This window comes from Maledivibacter halophilus, assembly GCF_900167445.1.
Classification (GTDB): Bacteria; Bacillota; Clostridia; order Peptostreptococcales; family Caminicellaceae; genus Maledivibacter; species Maledivibacter halophilus.
The window spans coordinates 43,415-66,334 of sequence record NZ_FUZT01000014.1; the positions used below are offsets into that span (position 1 = coordinate 43,415).

Annotated in this window: 21 protein-coding genes; 1 reads left to right on the forward strand and 20 read right to left on the reverse strand. The window is 30.9% G+C overall.

Annotated features, from left to right (window positions below):
* Positions 1 to 12: 12 nt before the first annotated feature.
* The 3 genes from wsfD to B5X81_RS21690 are packed head-to-tail and all read right to left on the reverse strand — an operon-like array spanning position 13 to position 2,799.
* Positions 13 to 1,455 (reverse strand): glycan biosynthesis hexose transferase WsfD, encoded by a 1,443-nt coding sequence (gene wsfD, locus B5X81_RS21680; protein WP_208985118.1) that lies wholly within the window; start codon positions 1,453 to 1,455, stop codon positions 13 to 15.
* 2 nt (positions 1,456 to 1,457) lie between these two features.
* Positions 1,458 to 1,922 (reverse strand): GtrA family protein, encoded by a 465-nt coding sequence (locus B5X81_RS21685; RefSeq protein ID WP_079494856.1) that lies wholly within the window; start codon positions 1,920 to 1,922, stop codon positions 1,458 to 1,460.
* Positions 1,858 to 2,799 carry a glycosyltransferase family 2 protein gene (locus tag B5X81_RS21690; protein ID WP_079494857.1) on the reverse strand — a complete coding sequence of 314 codons (942 nt, stop codon included), beginning with the start codon at positions 2,797 to 2,799 and terminating at the stop codon, positions 1,858 to 1,860. The genes B5X81_RS21685 and B5X81_RS21690 overlap by 65 nt, the downstream gene beginning before the upstream one ends.
* A 426-nt stretch (positions 2,800 to 3,225) precedes the next feature.
* On the opposite strand from B5X81_RS21690, the gene rarD reads away from it, so the two are divergent.
* Positions 3,226 to 4,176 carry an EamA family transporter RarD gene (gene rarD, locus B5X81_RS21695; RefSeq protein ID WP_079494859.1) on the forward strand — a complete coding sequence of 317 codons (951 nt, stop codon included), beginning with the start codon at positions 3,226 to 3,228 and terminating at the stop codon, positions 4,174 to 4,176.
* A 157-nt stretch (positions 4,177 to 4,333) separates the two neighbouring features.
* Here rarD and B5X81_RS21700 read toward each other — a convergent pair whose 3' ends face one another.
* From B5X81_RS21700 to B5X81_RS21780, 17 genes are all read right to left on the reverse strand, one after another.
* A complete protein-coding gene (locus tag B5X81_RS21700; RefSeq protein ID WP_079494860.1) occupies positions 4,334 to 5,611 on the reverse strand; it encodes a TRAP transporter large permease in 1,278 nt (425 codons plus the stop codon).
* A gap of 14 nt (positions 5,612 to 5,625) precedes the next feature.
* Positions 5,626 to 6,102 (reverse strand): TRAP transporter small permease, encoded by a 477-nt coding sequence (locus tag B5X81_RS21705; RefSeq protein ID WP_170917544.1) that lies wholly within the window; start codon positions 6,100 to 6,102, stop codon positions 5,626 to 5,628.
* A 229-nt stretch (positions 6,103 to 6,331) separates the two neighbouring features.
* Positions 6,332 to 7,375 carry a TRAP transporter substrate-binding protein gene (locus tag B5X81_RS21710; protein ID WP_079494864.1) on the reverse strand — a complete coding sequence of 348 codons (1,044 nt, stop codon included), beginning with the start codon at positions 7,373 to 7,375 and terminating at the stop codon, positions 6,332 to 6,334.
* Positions 7,376 to 7,393: 18 nt separating this feature from the next.
* Complete coding sequence (locus B5X81_RS21715) at positions 7,394 to 8,074, reverse strand: DUF2848 family protein (protein ID WP_079494865.1); 681 nt, start codon at positions 8,072 to 8,074, stop codon at positions 7,394 to 7,396.
* Positions 8,075 to 8,209: 135 nt separating this feature from the next.
* Complete coding sequence (locus B5X81_RS21720; RefSeq protein WP_079494867.1) at positions 8,210 to 9,001, reverse strand: carbon-nitrogen family hydrolase; 792 nt, start codon at positions 8,999 to 9,001, stop codon at positions 8,210 to 8,212.
* Between the two features lie 60 nt (positions 9,002 to 9,061).
* Complete coding sequence (locus B5X81_RS21725) at positions 9,062 to 9,727, reverse strand: GntR family transcriptional regulator (protein WP_079494868.1); 666 nt, start codon at positions 9,725 to 9,727, stop codon at positions 9,062 to 9,064.
* Positions 9,728 to 10,088: 361 nt separating this feature from the next.
* Positions 10,089 to 10,628 (reverse strand): protease complex subunit PrcB family protein, encoded by a 540-nt coding sequence (locus B5X81_RS21730; RefSeq protein WP_079494870.1) that lies wholly within the window; start codon positions 10,626 to 10,628, stop codon positions 10,089 to 10,091.
* 322 nt (positions 10,629 to 10,950) lie between these two features.
* Positions 10,951 to 11,763: a Cof-type HAD-IIB family hydrolase gene (locus B5X81_RS21735; protein ID WP_079494871.1), complete on the reverse strand. Its 813-nt coding sequence runs from the start codon at positions 11,761 to 11,763 to the stop codon at positions 10,951 to 10,953.
* Positions 11,764 to 11,918: 155 nt separating this feature from the next.
* Entirely contained in the window at positions 11,919 to 13,370 is a 1,452-nt protein-coding gene (locus B5X81_RS21740) for a Na+/H+ antiporter NhaC family protein (RefSeq protein WP_079494873.1), read from the reverse strand.
* Between the two features lie 277 nt (positions 13,371 to 13,647).
* Positions 13,648 to 15,048, reverse strand: coding sequence for a 2-amino-4-oxopentanoate thiolase subunit OrtB (gene ortB / locus B5X81_RS21745; RefSeq protein ID WP_079494874.1), 1,401 nt, complete (start codon positions 15,046 to 15,048; stop codon positions 13,648 to 13,650).
* The gene (gene ortA, locus B5X81_RS21750) at positions 15,049 to 15,351 is read right to left on the reverse strand and encodes a 2-amino-4-oxopentanoate thiolase subunit OrtA (protein ID WP_079494876.1); all 303 of its coding nucleotides are present in this window, start codon (positions 15,349 to 15,351) and stop codon (positions 15,049 to 15,051) included. It abuts the gene before it with no gap.
* Positions 15,352 to 15,426: 75 nt separating this feature from the next.
* A complete protein-coding gene (locus B5X81_RS21755; protein ID WP_208985119.1) occupies positions 15,427 to 16,776 on the reverse strand; it encodes a sigma-54-dependent transcriptional regulator in 1,350 nt (449 codons plus the stop codon).
* Positions 16,773 to 18,782, reverse strand: a complete 2,010-nt coding sequence (locus tag B5X81_RS21760) for a transporter substrate-binding domain-containing protein (RefSeq protein WP_079494879.1) — start codon at positions 18,780 to 18,782, stop codon at positions 16,773 to 16,775. Before B5X81_RS21760 ends, B5X81_RS21755 begins: the two co-directional genes overlap by 4 nt.
* Before the next feature lie 490 nt (positions 18,783 to 19,272).
* Positions 19,273 to 20,220, reverse strand: coding sequence for a sugar kinase (locus B5X81_RS21765; RefSeq protein ID WP_079494880.1), 948 nt, complete (start codon positions 20,218 to 20,220; stop codon positions 19,273 to 19,275).
* Between the two features lie 288 nt (positions 20,221 to 20,508).
* Positions 20,509 to 20,907: a RidA family protein gene (locus B5X81_RS21770; RefSeq protein ID WP_170917545.1), complete on the reverse strand. Its 399-nt coding sequence runs from the start codon at positions 20,905 to 20,907 to the stop codon at positions 20,509 to 20,511.
* A gap of 37 nt (positions 20,908 to 20,944) precedes the next feature.
* Positions 20,945 to 22,081, reverse strand: coding sequence for an aminotransferase class V-fold PLP-dependent enzyme (locus B5X81_RS21775; protein ID WP_079494883.1), 1,137 nt, complete (start codon positions 22,079 to 22,081; stop codon positions 20,945 to 20,947).
* A 167-nt stretch (positions 22,082 to 22,248) separates the two neighbouring features.
* The gene (locus tag B5X81_RS21780) at positions 22,249 to 22,914 is read right to left on the reverse strand and encodes an RraA family protein (protein WP_079494885.1); all 666 of its coding nucleotides are present in this window, start codon (positions 22,912 to 22,914) and stop codon (positions 22,249 to 22,251) included.
* Positions 22,915 to 22,920: the final 6 nt, after the last annotated feature.

The following is a 22,920-nucleotide window of genomic DNA, read 5'->3' on the forward strand; positions in this document are numbered from 1 at the left end:
CTCCTCTCCTGTCTACTTAGTCTTTGCCCTTGCATTACAAAAAAGACAAAGAGCATATGCAAAATTAAAATAAAATAATATATCTAGAGTTACAGTAGTAATAAATAAATGCTTTTTCAAATCCGTATCACCAGCACCAATTAAGGACACTAAAATTTGTGAAAATCCAGTAAAAAATACATATATTAAAACTATTTCACTATAATAGTACATCTGTGAATTTTGATTTTCTCTATATTTTAATATTCTATTTATACACAAAGCTAAACAAAGTATCAGAAACATTATAATAAGACCTGGATCATGGGGTATTCTATTATCCTTGAAATGACTCCACAGGGAAAAATATCTTGCTTTTTCTCCAAATTCTTTATTTCCACTTTTTTTAAAATTACCTAAAACTTCTGGTCTTATAGTAAAGCTGTTTTTTAATCCTAAGTTCATTATTTTCATAAATGCCTTGGGGGTTCTGAAATAATACATTACAATAGAAATCAAGTCATAATTGGAATAGAAATTCCTTAAAAGCAGCTCATCCTTAGGATGTATAATAGGAGTACTATCAAAATATATAGTTTCTCCTAAAAGTGCATACTGCTCATATAATCCTACTTTCTTCGTTACTTCCTCTAGATCTGGTTCAAATAGCATAACGCCCCTCGTCATCATATGGTATTTATTAATTAAAGAAATATTCTCATCAATGATTATATACATTAAAGCTGTGGAAATTAAGAAAAATACAGATAAACTTACGGCTATTATCTTTTTATAATTCTTTATTTTAAACATTAATAAAGCTGCCATAAGCATAGAGGATAATATTCCATTTACGGCAAATTGATTCTTAGAACCCATAAATAGAAAACTTGATATAAAATATATAAATAAATATCTTGCTTTTATTTGTTTTTCAAAGGAAAATTTTAATATAACAGCTATTGAAAGGATAAAAAATGGATATGATATAGATTCTCCATAAAAACTATTAAGATAAGCAAGATAACCAATATCTCCAAATATTATAACTGCCATAGCTGCTAAAAAATATTGTAACTTCTTATTTTCTGTCATTTTTTCAATAATATCTACCATCCAATATAATCCAAGGGCCAAAATAATAAGACATATTCCCCCCTGAAATCTAATATCAAATTTTTCATCCCTAGTAAAAAAATCATCTATTTTTATTGCCATTTGTATTATAATATTTTGAGTTGATTTTATTCTTCCCTTTAATTCATTATAGTATTGAAGCTTATCATATCTATTTGTAAAATATCCAAAAACATTTACATCACGGTCTTCCTCATGCTTTAAATCATTTGGAGCCATTATTCTAAAAAAATCTCCATTATCAGCAAGCCCTATGAGGGGCTGAAAAAACAAAGCATATCCACCTATTACAATTAAAAGGATTACAGCAAATATAGAAGGTTTCATATATTTATTCATAATCAACTTTTTTCTTCAACCCTTTCTTTTTGAAAAACAATAAATTCACTTAAAATATAATTTAGTACTATGACAACTATATTAGTTAAAATCTTTACTCCATATTTATTTAATCCCAATAACGAAATAAAAATATATAATATAATACTTTCTACAATCAATGTGAAAATCCTGCATCCTAAAAAATTAGTAAATTCATTTCTAATTAATTTTTTCTTTCTTAAATCATTAAACACCCATTTTTTATTAGTAATATAAGCAAATATTACTGATATAATAAATGCTATGTAGTTACTTAATAAATAATGTATAGTTATTTTTATACATAAACTATATACTAAAATATTTATCAAAGTCGTAAGAATCCCAAATAATAAATATTTGCTTATCTTTCTTATATTATTAGGGCATAGTTTTTTCATCATTATATTCTTCAATAAAATAAAGCGGTCTGTTTTTTGTCTCATTAAATACTCTCCCTAAATATTCTCCTATAACTCCTAAAATTATAAATTGAATAGAACTAATAAACAATATAAGACTTACCAAAGAAGGATATCCTGCCACCAGATCTCCAAACAATAATGTTTTCATTATTACATATAGCATATATAAAAATGAAAACATAGCCATCACGAAACCTATAATTGTACTTACTCTAAGGGGTGCACCGCTAAAGGAAATAATCCCCTCTATGGCAAGATCAATTAGCTTATAATAATTCCATTTTGTCCTGCCAGCAGCCCTTGGCTCCCTATCAAATAATATTTCTTTTTTCTTAAAGCCTATCCAGCTGAAAAAACCCTTTGTATATCGATGCTGTTCTTTTATCTTTTTTATTGCTTCAACAGCTCTTCTACTCAAAAGTCTAAAATCCCCCGTATCTTCTTGAATTTCAACCCTTGACAATTTCTTTAATATCCTATAAAAATAATAGGATGTCTTTTTCTTAAGCCAGCTTTCACCTGCTCTGCTCCTTCTTTTTGCATAAACATCATCATATCCTTCTTCCCAATATGAAATCATCTTTGGAATTAATTCAGGAGGGTCTTGAAGATCTGCATCCATTATAATAACAGCATCTCCCATGGCATAATCAAAGCCTGCTGCCATAGCTATTTCCTTTCCATAATTCCTTGATAAATTAATATAGGATACAGATTTATCCTTTTTTCTTAGATTTTTCATTATGTTAAGAGAAGAATCTTTACTTCCATCATTTATAAATAAAATTTCAAACTCATAATTTATATTTTTAAATACATCCTTTAGTCTTTTATATATAATGGGAATTGTGTCTTCTTCATTATATGCAGGTATAAGAATAGATATTTTCTTATTCATAGGATATTCTCCTTTTTCCAAAAGGTTCTTTTGCATTTATTAAAAGTATGAATATTTGAATGTCTAATCATTAGATGTGTCAATAGGAATTTTTTCTTAATATTTTCCTAATATTTTCTATTATACAACACTCTAAAAAACTTCACAAGAAAGTATTTGGCTAAACTTTTTATACAAAAGCATTCAAAGCAAAATCTATATTTAATTGAGGAAATTGCATAAATCTAACTTGGCTGGGTTGCATAATATATATGATATGTCTTTGGAGATTTTAAAGCTATATATAGTAGATAGTTTTTACAAAAGGTAATTATGCAATTTGCTCAATTTATTATTTCACTTGAATATCCAAAAGATTTATTGTAATATATTAGTATTGTCATACATTAAAACAATACAAGAAAATACTTTATAGAGGTAATATTTATGGATAATAATAGAAATTCTCAGACAAAAGAAAAAAATTATGGATTAATTAGTATTGTATTTGTATATACCCTTTGGGGTATTCAGTCATTATATTGGAAAACATTGCAAGAAATACCACTAATTCAACTTCTAGCCCATAGAATAATATGGTCGGTAGTTTTACTTATTATATTAATCATTTACACAAAAAGACTAAAAAAATTGATTAATGCGTTTATGATGAAAGAAAAAATTTTTTCAATAATTCTTTGTGCCATATTAATAGGATCCAATTGGCTTTTAAATATATATGCTGCATATTCTAATCAAGTAATAGAAGCCAGTTTAGGTCATTATATAACCCCAATAGCAGTAATTTTTTTAGGTGTTTTTATACTTAAAGAAAATATAAAATCTTATGAAATAATAGCGTTAATAACAGCTTTAATAGGTGTGGCTATTATAACAGTCAATTTGGGTAAAATTCCATTAATCGCAGTTTTATTAGTTTTTACTTTTGCAATTTACACTTTTTTTAAAAAAAGTATAAATATTGACCCAATTATTGGAATAGCAGCTGAAACAATAGTATTATTACCCTTTGCAATAATATATTTATTATATTCAAAATTTCTTGGAAAAAATATGTTTATTGGATCAGATATTCAAGATATTTTATTATTAATTTCTACAGGGTTTTTTACAGCCGTTCCTTTAATGCTATTTTCCTACGGTGTAAAGTTTGTAAGTCTTTCTAAGATTGGGTTCATACAATATTATGCCCCTACTTTGAGCTTATTTATCGGTATATTTATATTTAAAGAATCCTTTACTAAAATTCATTTAATTAGTTTCTGTTTCATTTGGATAGCTATATTAATTGTTTTATTCCATCCTATTTTAAAAAAAATGCAAACAATATTACATAAAAAAGTCAATAAAAGTATAGTAACAAAGTCTAAAATATAAAAAAATAAAGCAGATAACAATATTAAAATCATTATCTGCTTTAATAGCATCTTTATTATTTACTCTTTATTTTCAACATTAATATATTCAAAGACTTCTCCACTGTTATTTACTACTTTGATATCTGAAAATAAATGCAGTTAAGTCTAGTTTTTTTCTATTTTACTAGTAAGTTTGGTAACCACAATACAACCTGTGGTAAATATGTAACTATTGCAAGAACAATAAGCAGAGCTATAAGTTGAGGAATTAAATCTTTCATCATATCTTTTAATGAAATTTTTGCTATACCACTTGAAACAAATAAACATACCCCTAAAGGTGGTGTACACATGCCTATTGTTAGATTTACAGCTAATATAAGACCAAAATGGATTGGATCTATTCCAAATTTTGCAGTAAGAGGTAAGAAAAGTGGTGCAAATATAACAAGTGCACTTACTGTATCAATAAATGTTCCTGCTATAAGAAGTATTATATTTATTATAATTAACAATACTATTTTATTAGTTGCAACTTGAGATAACAATGCTGTAACCTGTTGGGGTAACTGATTTATAGTAAGAACCCATGTAAATAATGATGCAAAAGCAACAACTATAAGCACTACTCCAGTTGTTTTTGCTGTATCAATTAGAAGATCATATAATTTTTTAAACGTAAGTTCTCTGTATATAGCTCCTCCAACAAATAAAGAATAAGCAACTGCTATGGCTCCCGACTCTGTTGCAGTAAATATGCCACTCATTATACCTCCGATAATTATAATTGGAGTGAGAAGAGCCAATATAGCATCTCTACCACATACTAATACCTCTTTGAAAGGGGCTCTTGTTTCTCTTCCTACATAATGTCTTTTCTTCCCTATAATATAGCTTAAAATCATAAGTGAAAGTCCCATTAATATTCCAGGAACAAATCCACCAATAAAAAGTTTAGCAACACTTACATTTGCAATAACACCATAAAGAAGTAAAGGTATACTTGGTGGTATAATAGGACCTATTGAGCCTGCTGTTGCAAGAAGTGGAGCAGAAAATTCACGATGATACCCTTTTTCTTCCATAAGAGGTATCATAAGTCCACCTATGGCAGCAGTGGCTGCTATTGCCGATCCTGTTATTGCTGCAAAAAACATACATGCAAGTATACTAACCATTGCAAGTCCACTTGGAAAATGACCTATAAGTGCATCGGAAAAATTAACTAATCTTTTTGACATTCCTCCCTGAAACATCAAACCACCAGCTAATATAAAAAGAGGAATGGCAACTAAAGCAAAACTATCGGCTCCTGTAAACATTCTTTGTATAACAACCATAGTTGGAAGATCCATAGCTATTACTCCACCCATTGATACAAGTCCTAATGAAAAACAGATTGGTATCCCAATTAAAAATGCCACAAATAAAATTAAAATTATTGTAACACCCATTTTATTTCACCCCTTTATTTTAACTTTTTAAAAACTTTTACTTCCTCTATTGTATGTTGTATTAAATAGTAGAACATCAAAGCTGCCGATAATGGAACACTCATATAATATACAGTCATTGGAAGCTCAAGATACGGTGAACCTTGGGTAAGACCTGACTGAGCAAATTTGAACCCTAAATTAACTATTGCAACAAAAAATACTAAAAGAACAAGGTTTATAGCAATTCCAACCATATGTCTTATTTTTTTTGGAAGAGCATTAAAAATAACATCAACATTAAGATGTCCTTTTTCTCTCATTCCTAAGGCAGAACCTAAAAATACTACATAGACAAATGAAAGTCTTATAATATCTGTAGACCATGGTATAGGAAGTTTAAATAGAAATCTCGAAACAACTTGAAGAAAAGTCACAATAAAAACAGTTCCAACGGCAATTACTAGCCCAATATCAAGTATTTTATCAACCACCTTATTTATTTTAGACAAGATGCTTCACCTCCATTACATTTTACAGCACCACAATTTTGCTGTGGTGCTGTATATAGAAATCTAATTAGAACCATTAATTAGTAGAATCTGAATAAAAAGTCTAATTGTTCTTATATAGTTGAGGAAATTGCATAACTCTAATTTGGCAAAATTGCATTTAAAACAAAATATTTAATTTACTAGCACAACAGATTAAATTAATATTAGCTATATTACCTCTCTATTTTTATTGAACATTTCTAACAAGTTCTACTAGTTCAGGGTTTACAAGTTCTTTCACCTTATCTAAATTAGGTATATCTTTAGTCGCTTCCATAAATGGTTTTCTATCAGGCTCTGTTATAATCATGCCTTGTTCCTCTAAAAACTTGATATTTTCATCATCCTGACCTGCTATAAGCGCTCGTTGATATTCTTTCATTTCATCTACTGCTTCTTGAACTAGCTTTTGATTTTCTTCTGATAAACTGTTAAAGAAATCAAGGTTCATTAAAACACTACCAGGAGCATATGTATGGGCATCAAGAGCCAAATATTTTTGAACCTCATAAAACTTCATTGATTTGATTGTGGCAAGTGGGTTTTCTTGACCATCTACAACTCCCTGTTGAAGGGCAGTATAGAGTTCATTAAATGGTATTGGAGTTGCAGTTCCCTTTAATGCATCGATTAAAGCAAACCAAATTGGCGCTTCCTGTACTCTTATTTTTAAGCCTTCTATATCATCAATAGAGTTTATTTCTGTTTTATTGTTTGTAAAGTGTCTAAATCCTAGCTCCACAAATCCAAGATGTTTAAAATTAGCTTTTTCAAATTGGGGATTAAGTTCTTCTGAAATAATTCCATCTAATGCTTTATAAACATGATCTCTATCTGTAAATAAATAAGGAATAGAGAAAATCTGAGTATCTTTAACCCATGCTGGAAGTGCTCCATCACTGGTTACAGTAGTCATCTGAATCGTTCCCATTCTTACACCTTCCGCCATTTCTCTTTCTCCACCAAGTTGAGCATTAGGGAAAAGTGTAACTTTTATTCTTCCATCGCTTTTTTCTTCTATTAGTTCTTTAAACTTATTTGCTGCTATTGTATATTGATGTTCATCTGGACCAACTGTTGCATATTTAATTTCAATAACATCATTATTGTCCTCATTAAGAGCCTGTGCATCTTGATTTGAATCAGCATTATCAGTTGCTCCTCCTCCACATGCAGTGGCAAATAACATAATCGCTACCAATAAAAGTGCCAATAAATTGAATTTTTTCATCTTTCTGTCCCCCTCTTTTTATTTTAAAACTTCAACAACGTATTCATGACTAATTTTTCTTCCTAAATGCTTATCTTCTAGTTCACATCTAAAGTTGGTTCCATAAACAAATCCATTGAGTACAGGCACTGTTCCTGAAAACATGATTATATTATTTAGATTTGGATATGCCTTTTTAACTTCTGTAATTATATCCTCTACTTTTAAAATTTCACTTATCTTTCCATCTTGATATAATTTTTCTTCATTATCATCTAATTTTTGCCAAGACCTAAGTATCAAATCATCCCAATGGTCTTTAATTTCATCATAAAGCCAAATTTCTTTAGCTATAGGCTTTAGACAAATCTGTTTTGATTTAGGTATACTTACTGCTTCTAGTCCCCTATCTGTATGATCACTTCCAAGACCTATATAAATCTTATTGTCTTGAATTAATATTACAAACTCTACTTCTCCACTAGTTTCTCCTCCCAAAACTTGAATATAGCCCTCTTGAGTTACAAGCTCATCTGCACAAGGGTAAAGTGTTGGAATACTCTCTGGTGGAGCAACTCCTATTTCTTCTAATTCATGGATATGTTCCATCACCTTTTTCTGATCTCTACCTGCAAATCCAATGGCTAGAACTTTATTAAATTTAAATTCCAAATTTTCATTTCCTGATTTAGTGACTAAATTAAAGTTTAATGTTTTCATATTTACCCCCTTGTATGATATTGGTCATATATATTGAGACATGAAGCAACTTAATATGTTAATTTATGTATCTTAAAAAATTTAAAATAATAAATGTCTTTAGTATATAGATAAATTAAATTCTTACACTATTTACTACAGCTGATATAAATGTGGCTTCCTATCTTTAAAAACATTTATCCTATTTCTAATATCTTTAACTATCTCAAAATCTACTACAGAAGTTACTATTTTTTCTTCTTCCTCTGCATTGACTAAAATATTCCCCCATGGATCAATTATCATTGAATTTCCACACATTTCAAGCTTTCCATTTGTTCCTAATGCGTTTACGGCTGCAACAAACATTTGATTCTCTATTGCCCTTGCAACTGATAATGTTTTCCAATGATTAAGTCTGGGATGAGGCCACTGAGCAGGTAAAAATAGAATATCTATTCCCTTTAATGCCAATGATCTAATTAGTTCTAGGAATCTTAAATCATAACATATTACTATACCAGCCTTTACTCCATCAATCTCAAATACGCAAAGGTTTTCCCCACCTTTAAAATATTCATTCTCCCCCGAAGGTGAGAATCCATGAATTTTATCATATTCTGCAACTAAAGTTCCTTCCCTGTTAAATATATAGGATGTGTTATAAACCTGATCCCCTCTTTTAACGGCAACAGAACCACCTATAATATTCACATTATGTTTTTTTGATAATTTACTTAAAAACTTTTTTGTGGTATTACCATTTTCATCTGCTAATTTCTCTAATTCTTCTTTAGGAAAAAAACCTGTATTCCATGTTTCTGGAAGACAAATAAAATCTGGTTTGTCCTTCATAGCTTCTTCTATAAATCCTTCTGCCTTTCTAAAGTTTGCTGAAGGATTTTCAAAGCTAACATCCATTTGAATTAAAGATATTCGTTTTTCCATTTTCCCACTCCTTTCATAATAAAATTATATATTAATGAGAATTTTTACATCCTCATTAAATTAACTCTCCTTGTTTTCTATATATCTATTGTATATATTATCCCTAGTCTTAGTTATATGATATTTCATAGCTTCTACAGCTTTTGCCTCATCTTTCATACTCAATGCATCAATAATAGCAATATGCTCATCTAAAGTCTCCATAAATCTCTTTTTATCCTGAACTGCTTGTACTCCAAGTCGCCTTATAATATCACCAAGCTCATTTAGCATATCTATTAATATGGTATTTTCACTGTGATTTGCAATAAAAGTATGAAACTCTCTATCCACTTCTATAAATTCCTCGGCTTTATATTTTTCTTTTAACTTTTCTTGCTTTCTAAAAATATCCTTTAACTTTTCTATATCTTCCTCTGAAATTTTATTAACTATTAATTCTATTGCTAAACATTCAAGGGCTAATCTCACTTGAAAAACTTCTATAATATCTTTTTCAGTTAATTCATATACATAAGCCCCTCTATAAGGCTCTATAATAACCCATTTTTCATTTGCAAGTTGTTGTATAGCTTCGCGAACAGGAGTTCTGCTTATTCCAAGTTTTTCTGCTAGTTTTCTCTCGTTTAATATTTCTCCTGCCTTTATTCTTTGTGAAATTATTGCTGTTTTAAGTTCTCTATATACTTTTTCTTTATATGAAACTGCCTTTTCAATTTTTTGCATATATATTTACCTCCAAAATAATATACTTTAGCATTGATATTCAATATACGGTATGTGGTATACCAGTTTAAATTCATTATATAACATTTTTTTCAAATTTTCTACAATTTTTTTGAATTTTTTTAATTGGAACAATTAAATGAGGAAATTGCATAATTCCCTTCCTCAAAAATTATCTACTCCATATAATTTTAAAATCTCCAAAGCTATACCATATATATTATGCAATTATGCCAATTTAGAGTTATGCAATTTCCTCAAATAGGAGAGAATATTTCTATAAAAAATAGGCAACAATTTTAAAATTGCTGCCCATTATAGATATTCCAGTAAAATAGTTAATTTATACAATTATCTCTATTTACTCTTCATTTTCAGCATTAATATCTTCAAAAATTTCTCCACTGTTATTTACTACTTCTATATTCTTCGTCTTGTCTTTTAACCTAATAACTTTTGTGGGATATGTTAACATTTCAGCTGCCATTGCATCCTTTGGTGGCTCTGTTTCCTTTACTGTTATTATAATCTTGTCGTCCTTTTTTACTACGTTTTCTATTTCCAGTTCGTATCCTGCAGAAGGTTTTTCACCTAAGCCTACATATACTATTAAACTATCTTCCTCTTCTTTCATAATTCCAAAACCTTTATGCATTTGAACATGGGTTAATGCAGTTTGTAAATCTTCCTTAAGAAGATAATCAGCTGTTAATATCTCATAAGTAATACCTTCACCCTGCATGGTTTCGACTTCTACACCAAGCTTTGTATCATCTTCTGATTTTTCAGACTGTGATTGATTACTATCAGGATTATCGGATTCAATATTTTCTGCAGCACAACCACCCCCTACTATCAGCATATTTAAGGCTAATATTCCAGCTACTAATTGTCTTTTCATATTTTTTCCCTCCTCTTTTCATTTTCATATAGGGATTTAAGTAAAAACTTTAATTTATTCATATTCAAAACTCTTAGAAATCTTAAGTATTTGTACATGTATAAATTAGGTTTTACTATGTAAACCCCATATAGATTTACCATTTTCAAATCTATATATATTTAGACGGGAAAAAAATATATTTGTTCCTATATTCAATTTAGGTAATATCATAATTATCTCTTCTAAAAACTACCTACTATATCTATCTCTAAAATCTCCAGTATATGAATTAGCACAATGAGTAAATTATGTAATTATTTCCATTAATAAAGTATTGTCTTTAGGTTTCATCTATAAAGCAAAAACTATTCAATATATGTGAAACCCCATCATCATTATTATCAAGCTCAGAAACATTTTTCCACTCATCCAATAAAGAGTCATCGGAATTTTTCATTGCTATTCCTAGACCTGCCCACTTTAGCATTTCCAAATCATTTAAACTATTTCCTATAGCCAGGGTTTCGTCTCTATTTATACTAAGTTTATTGGAAAGACGCTCAAGGGAACTTGCCTTTGATACTCCTTTAGCCATAAATTCCAATGAAGTTGGAGTAGACATTGTATAAGATATTGGAAGTTTAAGTTCTTTTTCAATCTTATCCTTAACTACATTTATCTTATCAATAGAATCTTTAAATACAACTAAATAGGGAGCTTCTCCTATTTTTTCACTAAGATTTCCAATACACCTATAATTTATCCTATGCCTTTTAGAAAATGTTTTTGCCTCATCACATTCATTTTCTACAAAAAGAACATCATCAATATAGACCTTGGTATATATATCATATTTTTCTCCTAACTTTAAAAGATTCTTTGCATGTTTGACCTCTATCTTCTTTGAATATAAAATATCTTTGCTAATTGTTTCTTTTATTAAGGCCCCATTATAAGTAATAATAGGTAAATCTAATTCTAGCTGCTTTGCATAATAATTGGCTGACCTAAAGGTTCTTCCAGTTGCTAATACTACTAACTTACCCATATTTATTAGCTTCTTAATGGTATCTCTATTTCTCTTGGATATTTCTAAATCGTCATTCAAAAGAGTTCCATCCATGTCTATTGCTATAAGCTTAAAGTTCTTCATGCTTTCCCTCCTAGCAAAGTTTATATGTATCTTATAGAAAACTATATAAGTTCTATACCCATCATTAAAAAGACATAGACCTATAGTAGATCCATGTCTTTTTAATTATATCATTTATTTAGATATATACATCATATTTGTCGATTTTTATAACATTATTCTACAGCCTTTTCCTCAAAATCTTCTATTGTACGTCCCTTCATATTGTCATTTCTACCAATTCCAAGAATAATACTTCCAATCATTACTGCAAGCATTGCAAAGGCGTAGAATACAAAGGGTGTAACTTCTATAGCCGTTAAGGGATGAACACCATCCTTTGTAAATCCAATTGTATAAATAATTGCAGGAGTCCAGGGTAAAGAATATACCAATGTACATGAAGTGGCATCCAATAGGTTTGCTGTTCTGTATGGACTTATTCCATGCTTTCGGGATAAAGGTTTTGCAAATGAACTTCCTACCGCAAGGATTGCAGGGGCATTTAATCCCATCAATGCAGATAGTGAAATAATCATACCAGCAATAGTAAACTCTGAACCTCTTGGAGTTTTTGCAATTTTTCCAAGGGATTTTAGAAGCTTAACATCTCCATGTCCTTCACGCATAATTGCAATAGAGCCAAATAATAAAATAGCAAGCAATATAACTTGAATCATACTGTTAATACCTGTATATATAACTCCATCAACTGTTCTATCCAGCCCAGAGCCAACAACTCTAAATAATGCCTTCTTTGTAACTTCAGCCCCTGGATCGATTTGAACAAAATCCATAATTCCAGTAGCTACTGCTGTAAATCCTGCTAAAACAATTCCAACTGTCGTAGCTATTATTATGTCTCCTGTTTTGATTGCAACATAAATTGTAATTGCAACTGGAATTAACATTAATAATGCTATTGAATTATACTCAATAGCTTCAACTGGAGCAGCTGAACCGCTTGAGGTCATTCCAAAAATAATAATTCCAACTAAAGTAATAGCTCCAGCCGTTAATGCATATTTAAGTCTTGAACGAACAACTCCTGGTACATCTACCCCTTGAGAAGTAGCAGAACATATTGTTGTATCGGAAACCGGTGCAAGGTTATCACCAAAAGCTCCACCTGATACAATTGCTCCTGCAAGTAATGCAGGGTGAGCTCCTAAAGCTATACCCGCTGGATAAAGAACACCCATACCTGCTGCAATAGTACCAAAACCTGTACCAGAAGCTGTCGCAAATAAAGCCGATGCTAAGAATGAAATAATAACAAAAAATGTTCCACTCATTCCAAGGTTTGCAGCTAATCCTGCGATACCTGCAGCTAATCCAGATTCTCTTAAAATTCTTGAAAACACACCTGCAAACAGCCAGCATACTACTGGGATAATTGCCTCTTTACTTGCCATTCCCTTTATGATTGTTTCACTGTAGAGTTTTTTGTCCTTTGCAAAGAAGAATGCAACTATTAATGCCATAAATGCTGGAATCCATAATGCACCATTGGAAATTGACCCAAAGACAAATGTTGTTAAAATTATAAGTACTAAAAAAACGATAAAAGGTACAAAGGACATCCATTCCCCACCATAAAACTCAAGTTTTTTACTACCCTTTAACATAGAACTCCTCCTTTATAATTTTTTATATAATTTCCTTATTTAATATTATTGCAATAGTCATGCCAAAATTTTTTAGAAAATTTTTTAGAAAAGTGCTGTCATTACTCCTTTTCCTTCAATATTTTTACCTAATTCGAAAAAAATTGCTATGCAGTTTATTTCCACATAGCAATTTTTTTCGTAGTAATATTTTACTTTAGATAATTCCATAACTGGAATTCAGGATAATTACATAATATATAAATTAATTCTTACAAGAAATAATTATGCTATTTTCCTATTTACTAAGGAATTCTTTTACTCTTTCAACAGATACTTTAATTTCATCGGCAATGTACTGAATATCAACATCATCTAAGTCTAAAAGCTTCATATCTCCCATTATATTTTTAACATACTTAATTTTAAGATTTTCTAAATCCAGTCTTTTTCCATTAATTTGATCAAAGGATGTTGGAATTACTATTGTTTTACCAGGAACATTTTCTTTGGGGTTTCCTCTGTAAATATGAATTCCATTGTTTCTTGCAAAGGTCAATTGCGGCATTGGATGTTTACCAGCTCCAGTATATTCTGTTTCCTGAACAACAATAATTTTATCTTCATCCATTTCCTTAGCAAGGGATATTGCAGCTGCAAGGGAAACATTACCTGCTGGTCCCCTTTCTAATCCTTCAAGCTGTGCAAGCATTTCAGTTACATAGAATACCTCTCCCTGAGTTACAGTTAAATATTCATCCATATACCTCAGTACCCTTGCGGCATTTCTAGGTACATCGGCTCTATCAGGTTGTGTGGCAAAGGGTATCCCAAATCCTGTGTGGCCAGTTGTGAAGGACTTTCTATTAAAATCCTTATCCGATGCCATGTGTAAACCTTTTAAATCTACTGAAGCTCCTATAACCTTGCAATCTGTTGCTCCTGCCTTTATCAATCCACGGGCAGTCCCAGTCAAGTTTCCACCACCCGCATGGGTTGCTATAACTACATCAGGATATTTTCCTTCTCTCTCTTGCATTTGCTCAGCAATTTCATATCCAAGGGTTTCTACACCTGCAATACCAAAGGGTGTATAAAGGGATGCATTGAAAAATCCCGTTTCCTCCAACAGCTTTAAAAATGTGTAGAAGAGTTCAGGGCCCACAGTCAACTGAATAACTTCTGCTCCAAAAGCTTCACATTTTCTTGCCTTTTCAATGATTTCAGGCTGCCCCTTTTTATTTGAATCATATACTTCCTGAACAATAATGCATTTTAATCCATGCATTGCCGCTTGAGATGCAACTGCTGCTCCATAATTACCACTTGTTGCTGCTATAACACCTTTATAGCCCATTTTTTTAGCATGGTAAACTGATATTGAAGCTCTTCTTGCTTTAAAGGACCCCGATGCATTTGCAGCTTCATCCTTTATGAATACCCTTGCTCCTTTACCCTCAGGAGAATATTTCTTTATCAGTTTATTTACGTTATGAAGCTCAAATAAAGGTGTATTTCCAACCTTTGTTTCCCTTTGAATACTCTGCATTTCTTCCATACTATAGGCAACATTATTCATCATTTCTTCATAATCAAAGGAAATCTTTCCTCTTTCAAAAACATCATAATCAATTCCAACTGCATCCTTCATAATATCATTTTTTCTACCCATTACTCCTTGATAAGATAAATCCTTCATTTATTTCCCTCCTAAATCCTTTTTTAGTGTCAATCCCGTTTCTATAAGTTCCATTACAGGATAACCAAAGTCATGGGCATACCTAGGCTTTATGTCAACTAATTTACCTTCGGCAATTCTTTCTGATAAAGTACTGACTTTAACTGTTTCACCTATTTGAGCTTCATCATTGATCAACACCCCACGAGTCCACATCTTCAATGGAGTTTCTTTAGTATCTTCAGGTACTTGAGGTGCACGTGCCTTATCTGAAAGCACAATATTCTCAATCTCTACCCATGAACCTTTAATAGCTTTTTTCATTTTTTTCCCTCCTCCTTTTTAATATAAATATTTTACGCAAAAATAACGCCAACTTTGTCGACGTTATTAAAAAATTTATTTTAAATTATATTCGGTTATTTTATTAAATAATTGTCTTCTACTTAAACCTATTTTTTCAGCTGTTTTTGATATGTTATTATCACACATTGTAAGTGCATTCTTTATATAGTTAATTTCAAAATCTTTTTTGGCTTCTTTATAGGGAATAAGTTGGAAATCATCAGTGGCATTTTTCTTTTGATTATTTATAGATTTTTCCATCCTTAAAATTCCATCCCTTGAAAGAACAATCATACGCTCAAGTATATTTTTTAATTCTCTTATATTACCGGGATAACTGTAATTAATTAGAAACTCCTTAGTATTGGGTTCAATTCCCTTAATTCTTTTTTTAGTTTCCCTGGAAAGATTATATATGAAAAAATCTATCATATCTTCAAGATCTTCTCTCCTATCTCTTAAAGGAGGTATTTCAATATTTACAGTATTAATACGATAATAGAGATCCTCCCTGAATTCTTTCATTTGTATAGCCCTTTTTAAATCCTTATTAGTAGCAGAAATAAGACGAAAATTAACAGGAATTCTCTTATTAGATCCAATTCTCTCAATATACCTGCTGTCTAATACTCTTAAAAGCTTAACTTGAATACTTGGTGTTATTTCCCCAATTTCATCGAGAAACATAGTTCCTCCACTGGCCTCCTCAAACCTTCCAATCCTCTGGGTATTGGCCCCGGTAAATGCCCCTTTTTCGTGGCCAAAGAGTTCATCTTCAAGTAGATTTTCAGAAATCGCCTGACAATTTGTGGGCAAAAAAACCCCCTTTGATCTACTGCTTTTATCATGAATCAATTTCGCAAATATTTCCTTCCCTACACCCGATTCTCCAGTGATTAGTACATTGCAAGTGGATTCAGACAATGTCTCAATATCCCTTAAAATTTTTTGGATTTTTAAGTTTTTTGATTGATATAAAAATAATTTTGAATCTACATCTCTGTTGACAATAAACTGCTGCACTTCATATTTAATAAGCCTTCTGGCCTTTTCTATTTCACTAAATAGCTTATCAGGATTACTGCTTTTTATAAAATATCCAAGGGCCCCTGCCTTCATTGCCGAAACGGCACTTTCAATACTTCCATATCCCGTTACAATAATCACTTCTATTAGCTCTTTAAAACTTTTCTTTATTTCATCAAGTAGATAAAACCCATCTTCTCCAGGCATAATTACATCTGTTATTACTATGGGGAAATATTCCTTTGACAGGATTTCAAGGGCTTCCTTTGCTGAACCTGCATCCTCTACAATAAAGCCCTTCTGTTCTAAAAGAATTCTATAGGTCTCTCTATACTCAACTTCATCGTCCACAATCAAAATTTTAGTCGATTCCATCATACCACCATCCTCTCTCCATCAAACGGTAATATTATCTCAAAAACTGTTTTTTCACCCTTAGAGCTTGAAACAGTTATATCTCCATTTAATTTTTTTACTTCATTATATACTATATATAATCCTAAACCGGTGCCTTTATCAGGATCCTTTGTAGTATAAAAGGGATTAAATATATTGTCTATTTCTTCACTTCCCAGTCCCTTTCCTGTATCTTCAATGCGTAAAGTAATATCATTATCCTCTTTAAAAGCTATTATATCTATTGATCCATTTTCTTCTATAGCATCAATGGCATTGGATAAAAGATTAATCAATATATGCTTTAGTGATTCTTTATTAGAATTAATCATTAAGTTTTCATCACAATTTAAGTTATATTTGATATTTCTCTTCATTAAAGTCTTCTTCTCAAGGTCCAACAACTTTGAAATCAATTCATAAATATTGAACCTATCCTTTGAGCCATCGGTTAAACGAGAAAATTCCAGGATATTTTCAATAATCTTGCTTGCCCTTTCAACAGCTGCATCAATATATTTTAGTGATCTATTTATATTTTCATCCTTAGAAATAGAACTTAAAATATAGCTGTGGTTTCTTATTATTCCAAGGGGATTCCTTATTTCATGTCCCATTCCTGCCGCAAGTTGTCCAATGGCAGCCATCTTATTTTTTTGTAGAATTTGTCTTTCCGATAATTTCTCCTTTGTTATATTTTGAATTACTACTAAAATATTTTTCATTTTCCCAAGGGTATTTTTTAGAGGATATGTTCTAACTATAAAATAGTTGTTTTGAAGAACTAATTCTTTTTCAAAGGAGGTTTCTTCATTAAGGGTATCGGATATTATCTTGTGCAGATCAGTTGAACTAAAATTTTTCAATACCTTATCATAACAATTGCCAATTAGATTCTCCTTTGATTCTTCTAGGAATGTGATCAAAGATTTATTTATATTAACAACCCTTAAATCAAGATCAAATAGTACAATATATTCGCTCATGCCATCAAAGGTAGTCTGTAAATCATTTTTACTATTTATAACCTCTCTTGTCCTTTTGTCTACTTCATTTTTTAATAAGTAATTCCAAGTAATCATACCTATAACTATCAAAACTAAAATACCTAAGCCTATTACAAAATATCTAATTTTTTTGCTGTAATCAGGTATCTGTACAATTGGTGCTGAGATTCCAAACCATTTCTGCTGTATGTTTTCAAGTTGTCCTGATTCTTTAATGGCTGCAATTCCTTTATTCAGAATAGGCAAAAGCTCCGGTTTTGATTTTGGAATCCCAAAAACAACTCCTTTCTCATATAATGGTTTATCCATTATATGAAGTTTGTCTCCTGCTTTTTTATTCTTTAAATGATAAAGCACCACAGGTTCATCTCCAGCAACAGCATCTACTTCTCCCCTCAGAAGTAGATCAATGGCACTTCCTATGTTATCTACAAAAACTATATCTAAATCAGGATAATTCTCTAGCAGCCATTCATTGGCATAATCCCCCATTTGAGAGGCAAAGGTCATTTTTTCAAGGGGCTTGTCCTCTCCCCTTGTAACAACAACTGCACGCAAATTATAAATGGGATCAGAAAAGAAAAAAAGCTCTGATCTTTTATCACTTATAAACATATCACACATATCTGTATCTCCATCCTTAAGACTCTGGAGAGCATTTTCCCACAATAGTGGATGCACATCGATATTAACTCCAAGCTCCAAGGATAAAACACTCATATAGTCAACTACGACTCCTTTATACCGTCCATCACTTTCATCAACAAATCTTAAGGGTGGTGCATTATTGTCTGCTCCATAAATAAGAGTTCCTTCTCTACTCAGCCACTCTTTTTCCTCTTCAGTCAAAATATTCTTATTTAATATATGATTTCTTCCTTCATTTATTGTGAGTAATATTATCAGTTGTAGTATTAAAATAGCTATAATAATAATATATTTTAATCTTCTTTTTGTCTTCAACCTTTGTAATATATTCATATTTCACCTCACTTATTTGAGTAAATTGCATAATTACTTCTTGTCAAAACTAAACACTATAGATATTCCAGTAAAATAGTTAATTTATACATATCAAAAATCCTTAAAAACACTGGATATTTTGATACGTATAAATTAAGTTTTACTATGGGAAATCTATATATATAGTCTTAAAACCTTAGATAGAACACTGCCACATATAAAATTGTTCCTGATTAGAACTGTAAGATTTTATATTTAAAATAAACTCAAATTCATTTCTAAAATAAATAATCTCTTTTATTTATTTTATCATTATTCGATAAAATTGTGGAAGCTTTACCTTCATATCAAAATATGGTTAATATGATTAATAAATATATCAATTTACATATAATAGAAAAATCACAAAAAAATAAACGACCTTAGACTTTTGAAACTTAAGTCTAAAATCGCTTAGGTTTTATTACTGATCCTATCTATTTAATAAATAGTATCGCCTTTATATCTTTTATCTATCAACATACTTTTCTTTACCCATAAACTCCATTACTTGAGATGTAGTTGGAAAACCCTCCATATCTCCCCTTACTAAAGTGGCCATGGCTCCAACTGCATTAGCCATTTGTGCACTTTCCTTAAGACTTAAACCCTTTAATATTCCTGATAAAAAGCCTGCAGCAAACCCGTCTCCTGCACCTACAGTATCTTCAAATTTATCAATTACATACCCATCACAAAACTCACCTGAATTCTTATCCGAAACATAACATCCTTCTTTCCCAAGTTTTATAGCTACAGTATTACAGCCCATATCCAAAAATCTATTTGAAATTTCCTTTGGATTATTAATCCCCAATAGCATCTCTGCCTCTGAAATCCCTGGCAAAATAATATCTACTTTTTTAGCTATATCTAATAAAATAGGCTTTGCTTCCTCCTTACTCCATAATTTAAATCTCATGTTTGGATCGAAGGAAATAAGAACCTTTTCCTTTTTTGCTATTTCAATTGCCTTATAAACTGCTTCTCTTGCCAGCTTAGATAAAGCTAAGGTTATTCCAGTAATGTGTAATATCTTAGATTGTTTTATATAATCATAATCCAAATCATCTACATTTAAAAAACTTGTAGCTGAGTTTTTACGATAATAATAAATATTGGGATCAGTATGCATAAATCTTTCTTTGAAAATTAAACCCGTATTTCTTTCTTCATCTTCAACTACCCTTGATACATCAACCCCTTCTCCTCTTATTACTGATTTTATATATTTTCCAAATTCATCATTACCCACTCTAGAAAACCATCCTACTTCGTGTCCTAACCTAGTAAGAGCTATGGCAACGTTTGATTCTGCGCCCCCTATAGATTTTGTAAATCTATGTGCATATCTCAAAGGGCCATTTGAATCTGGATTAAATAAAACCATAGTCTCTCCAAAAGTTACAACATCCATATATTTCCCTCCTAATTTTAATTAATGAAAATAGTAATTAACTCATTTTACTAGTTTCTCTTATAAGTGTTTAAATTTTTATGCAAACTTAGTTTCGTATATTGAAACTAAGTTTTATAATTTGAACTTTTTATTCAATTATAAGAAAAAGAAATTCTTTTAGCAAGAATAATTTTATATATTTCTGTAATTATTTTTTATAATTTCCTCTTAGAAAGTATTTTCCTTTATATAAAAGCTGACAATAATTTAGAATTATTGTCAGCTTAAATTACTAAGTAATTTGTACTACTTTTTTACTGCCCACATTTCAATTTCTACTAATAAATTCATTAATAAATCTGTTCCAACTGCTGTTCTAACTGGTTTGGGATTACAAAAATATTTTTCATAAATTTTATTAAATCTTGGCCACAGCTTTAAATCAGTCATAAATACATTTACCTTAAAAACATCATCAAAAGTACAACCTGCGGTCTCTAACTGCTTTTTACAGTTTTCCAATGTTAACTCTGCTTGCTCTTCAATGGTATTTCCTATTACATTTCCCTCCATGTCAATTGCAGCTTGACCTGAAATAACAACTAATTTACTACATTCTATTTCTAATACTGGTGAATACGGTCCTGCCGTTTTATGTTGTGTAGCTCCCTTAGGATTTCTTTTAAATTCAGTCTTATTTTCCATTACAATAACCCCTTTCATTACAACAAAATATTATAATCTATCCTTCTATTTCTTTTAATCTATCAATAATGATGTTCATTTCTCCTTCTTGCAAAGTCATAGGATTAATATATACACCATTTCTATCTTCACTATTAGTATAAATTCCATATTCACCTTCCATTAAAAGCTCTTGAAGTTTTTTAGCTTTTAACCTATTATTATCAATAATATTTACAAAAGCCCTTGGAATAGGCTGTCCTGCTTCATTTGGATACGTCCTATCAATCTTGAATAAATTGCTTCTATTAAATGCTTCTTGTAATCGTTTTATTTCATCCTCACACCAATTTCTTCTTTTCTCATGATCCATATTTACAAATTGCTCAACTGCTGAGAAAAGTCCTATAATTTCTTCTCTCCCAACTTTCAACATTCTGCCTATTCCATAATTGGGAAATCCAATTTTTGTTATTATGTCAATTAATTTTTTTCTTCCTACAATCAAGCCGCTTGACTGAGGTCCTCTAAGGTCTTTCCCTCCACTAAAAATCGCTATATCAGCCCCCTGTTTTGTATAATTCCATAAATTTTCTACAGGTGGTAATTGTGCTGCAGAATCCACAATAACAGGAATATTTCTCTCCTTTGCAACTTTTACTGTTGCTTCAAAAGATAAGGCTCCTTTAGGAATCCATCCATCCTCACTTCCAGCAGCATAGTAAACAGCCACCGTGTTATCAGTAATTGCATTTTCTAAATCCTCAGCAGTTGCAGGCAATATAATATTTGGAAAACCAATTTGTATAATTTTAGCACCAAGCTGTTTTATCGACCAATCATATGGATTTCTGTGGGCAGAAAAAGTAACAACTTCTTTTTCCATTATTTTAGCTATAGGAATATAATTAAAGGCTTTCCCTTCTTTTGATGCAATACAAGCAGCAATACTTAGATATAAGCCAGCTGCTGCACCATTACATATATAGGCACCTTCATTTTTCGTTAGTTCAGCTAGTTTTTCATGAATATTTTTTTGAAGTTCTCTAATCTCTACATGACTTGCTGCGGCATCTGCAATATCCTCTAAGGTTTTTTTGCTCATTCTTGAACCGCCTATGGCAGTATAGGTTCCTGCAGCATTAATAAATTTTTTTACTCCTAATCTATCATATATATCTTTCCTTTTTTCCATAATACTTTTCTCTCCCTAAATAAACAATTATGTTTTCTAATAATGATCCTTATATTTGAAACTACCAGAGCTAATACCCCCTAATTTTGTAGGGGGCATTTTTTATTTATTGTCTTAATTATTTTATAAATTTATATTTCAGAACTATAAACTCTATAGAAAAATAATTACAATATACCATACTTCTCAAACGCTTCTGTAGAAGACATTCCACTTTGAATCTCCTTCAAGACAGTTTTCTCAGCCCTTGCTTTTTTTAGTGCCTTCTCAATCACTTCAACCTCTACTTTTTGTGGTATAATCAATACCCCATCAAGATCAGCAAAAACTAAATCTCCAGGTTCAATCCATACGTTTCCAACCTCAATTGAACAACGATAATTAACTACCTGCGTTCTCACTGATGAATCTTGAGCATATCTTCCACGGCTAAAAACAGGCCAATTTTGAACCATTACTTTTGGTGTATCACGATGAAATCCATTTACTATAGCTCCTACTGCTCCACGATACTTAGCTGTTGCAGTAAGTATCTCTCCCCAATAGGCGCAGCGCATATCACCACCACTGGCAATATACACTTCATTTTCTTGCAGTTGATCCAATGCTTCTGTCAAAAGACCAAATGGCTTCTTTTGCGGTCCATATACATCAATCATAAGGGCTGGCATAGCACGTCCTACAATTATATCACTTTCTCTCATTGGTTGAATTTCTTGAGGTAGAAATTGATGATAGTATCCAAGCTCATCTAAGATATCTCCTACTACCGGTGTATATAATTCTTTTTTTACCAATTCAATTAATTCTTTATCACTTTTCCATTCAGCCATTTCTAA

What these genes read in the sequence shown, in the direction of transcription:
- B5X81_RS21775 (WP_079494883.1), bottom strand. Translation starts at nt 22,081, where the DNA reads ATGGAAAAAAGGAAAGATATATATGATAGATTAGGAGTAAAAAAATTT.
- wsfD (WP_208985118.1), bottom strand. Translation starts at nt 1,455, where the DNA reads ATGAATAAATATATGAAACCTTCTATATTTGCTGTAATCCTTTTAATT.
- ortA (WP_079494876.1), bottom strand. Translation starts at nt 15,351, where the DNA reads ATGAAAAAAGCTATTAAAGGTTCATGGGTAGAGATTGAGAATATTGTG.
- B5X81_RS21770 (WP_170917545.1), bottom strand. Translation starts at nt 20,907, where the DNA reads ATGGAAAATAAGACTGAATTTAAAAGAAATCCTAAGGGAGCTACACAA.
- B5X81_RS21780 (WP_079494885.1), bottom strand. Translation starts at nt 22,914, where the DNA reads ATGGCTGAATGGAAAAGTGATAAAGAATTAATTGAATTGGTAAAAAAA.
- B5X81_RS21735 (WP_079494871.1), bottom strand. Translation starts at nt 11,763, where the DNA reads ATGAAGAACTTTAAGCTTATAGCAATAGACATGGATGGAACTCTTTTG.
- B5X81_RS21710 (WP_079494864.1), bottom strand. Translation starts at nt 7,375, where the DNA reads ATGAAAAAATTCAATTTATTGGCACTTTTATTGGTAGCGATTATGTTA.
- B5X81_RS21760 (WP_079494879.1), bottom strand. Translation starts at nt 18,782, where the DNA reads ATGAATATATTACAAAGGTTGAAGACAAAAAGAAGATTAAAATATATT.
- B5X81_RS21690 (WP_079494857.1), bottom strand. Translation starts at nt 2,799, where the DNA reads ATGAATAAGAAAATATCTATTCTTATACCTGCATATAATGAAGAAGAC.
- B5X81_RS21755 (WP_208985119.1), bottom strand. Translation starts at nt 16,776, where the DNA reads ATGATGGAATCGACTAAAATTTTGATTGTGGACGATGAAGTTGAGTAT.
- B5X81_RS21730 (WP_079494870.1), bottom strand. Translation starts at nt 10,628, where the DNA reads ATGAAAAGACAATTAGTAGCTGGAATATTAGCCTTAAATATGCTGATA.
- ortB (WP_079494874.1), bottom strand. Translation starts at nt 15,048, where the DNA reads ATGAAGGATTTATCTTATCAAGGAGTAATGGGTAGAAAAAATGATATT.
- B5X81_RS21685 (WP_079494856.1), bottom strand. Translation starts at nt 1,922, where the DNA reads ATGAGACAAAAAACAGACCGCTTTATTTTATTGAAGAATATAATGATG.
- B5X81_RS21715 (WP_079494865.1), bottom strand. Translation starts at nt 8,074, where the DNA reads ATGAAAACATTAAACTTTAATTTAGTCACTAAATCAGGAAATGAAAAT.
- B5X81_RS21720 (WP_079494867.1), bottom strand. Translation starts at nt 9,001, where the DNA reads ATGGAAAAACGAATATCTTTAATTCAAATGGATGTTAGCTTTGAAAAT.
- B5X81_RS21740 (WP_079494873.1), bottom strand. Translation starts at nt 13,370, where the DNA reads ATGTTAAAGGGTAGTAAAAAACTTGAGTTTTATGGTGGGGAATGGATG.
- B5X81_RS21765 (WP_079494880.1), bottom strand. Translation starts at nt 20,220, where the DNA reads ATGGATGTTGTAACTTTTGGAGAGACTATGGTTTTATTTAATCCAGAT.
- B5X81_RS21700 (WP_079494860.1), bottom strand. Translation starts at nt 5,611, where the DNA reads ATGGGTGTTACAATAATTTTAATTTTATTTGTGGCATTTTTAATTGGG.
- B5X81_RS21725 (WP_079494868.1), bottom strand. Translation starts at nt 9,727, where the DNA reads ATGCAAAAAATTGAAAAGGCAGTTTCATATAAAGAAAAAGTATATAGA.
- rarD (WP_079494859.1), top strand. Translation starts at nt 3,226, where the DNA reads ATGGATAATAATAGAAATTCTCAGACAAAAGAAAAAAATTATGGATTA.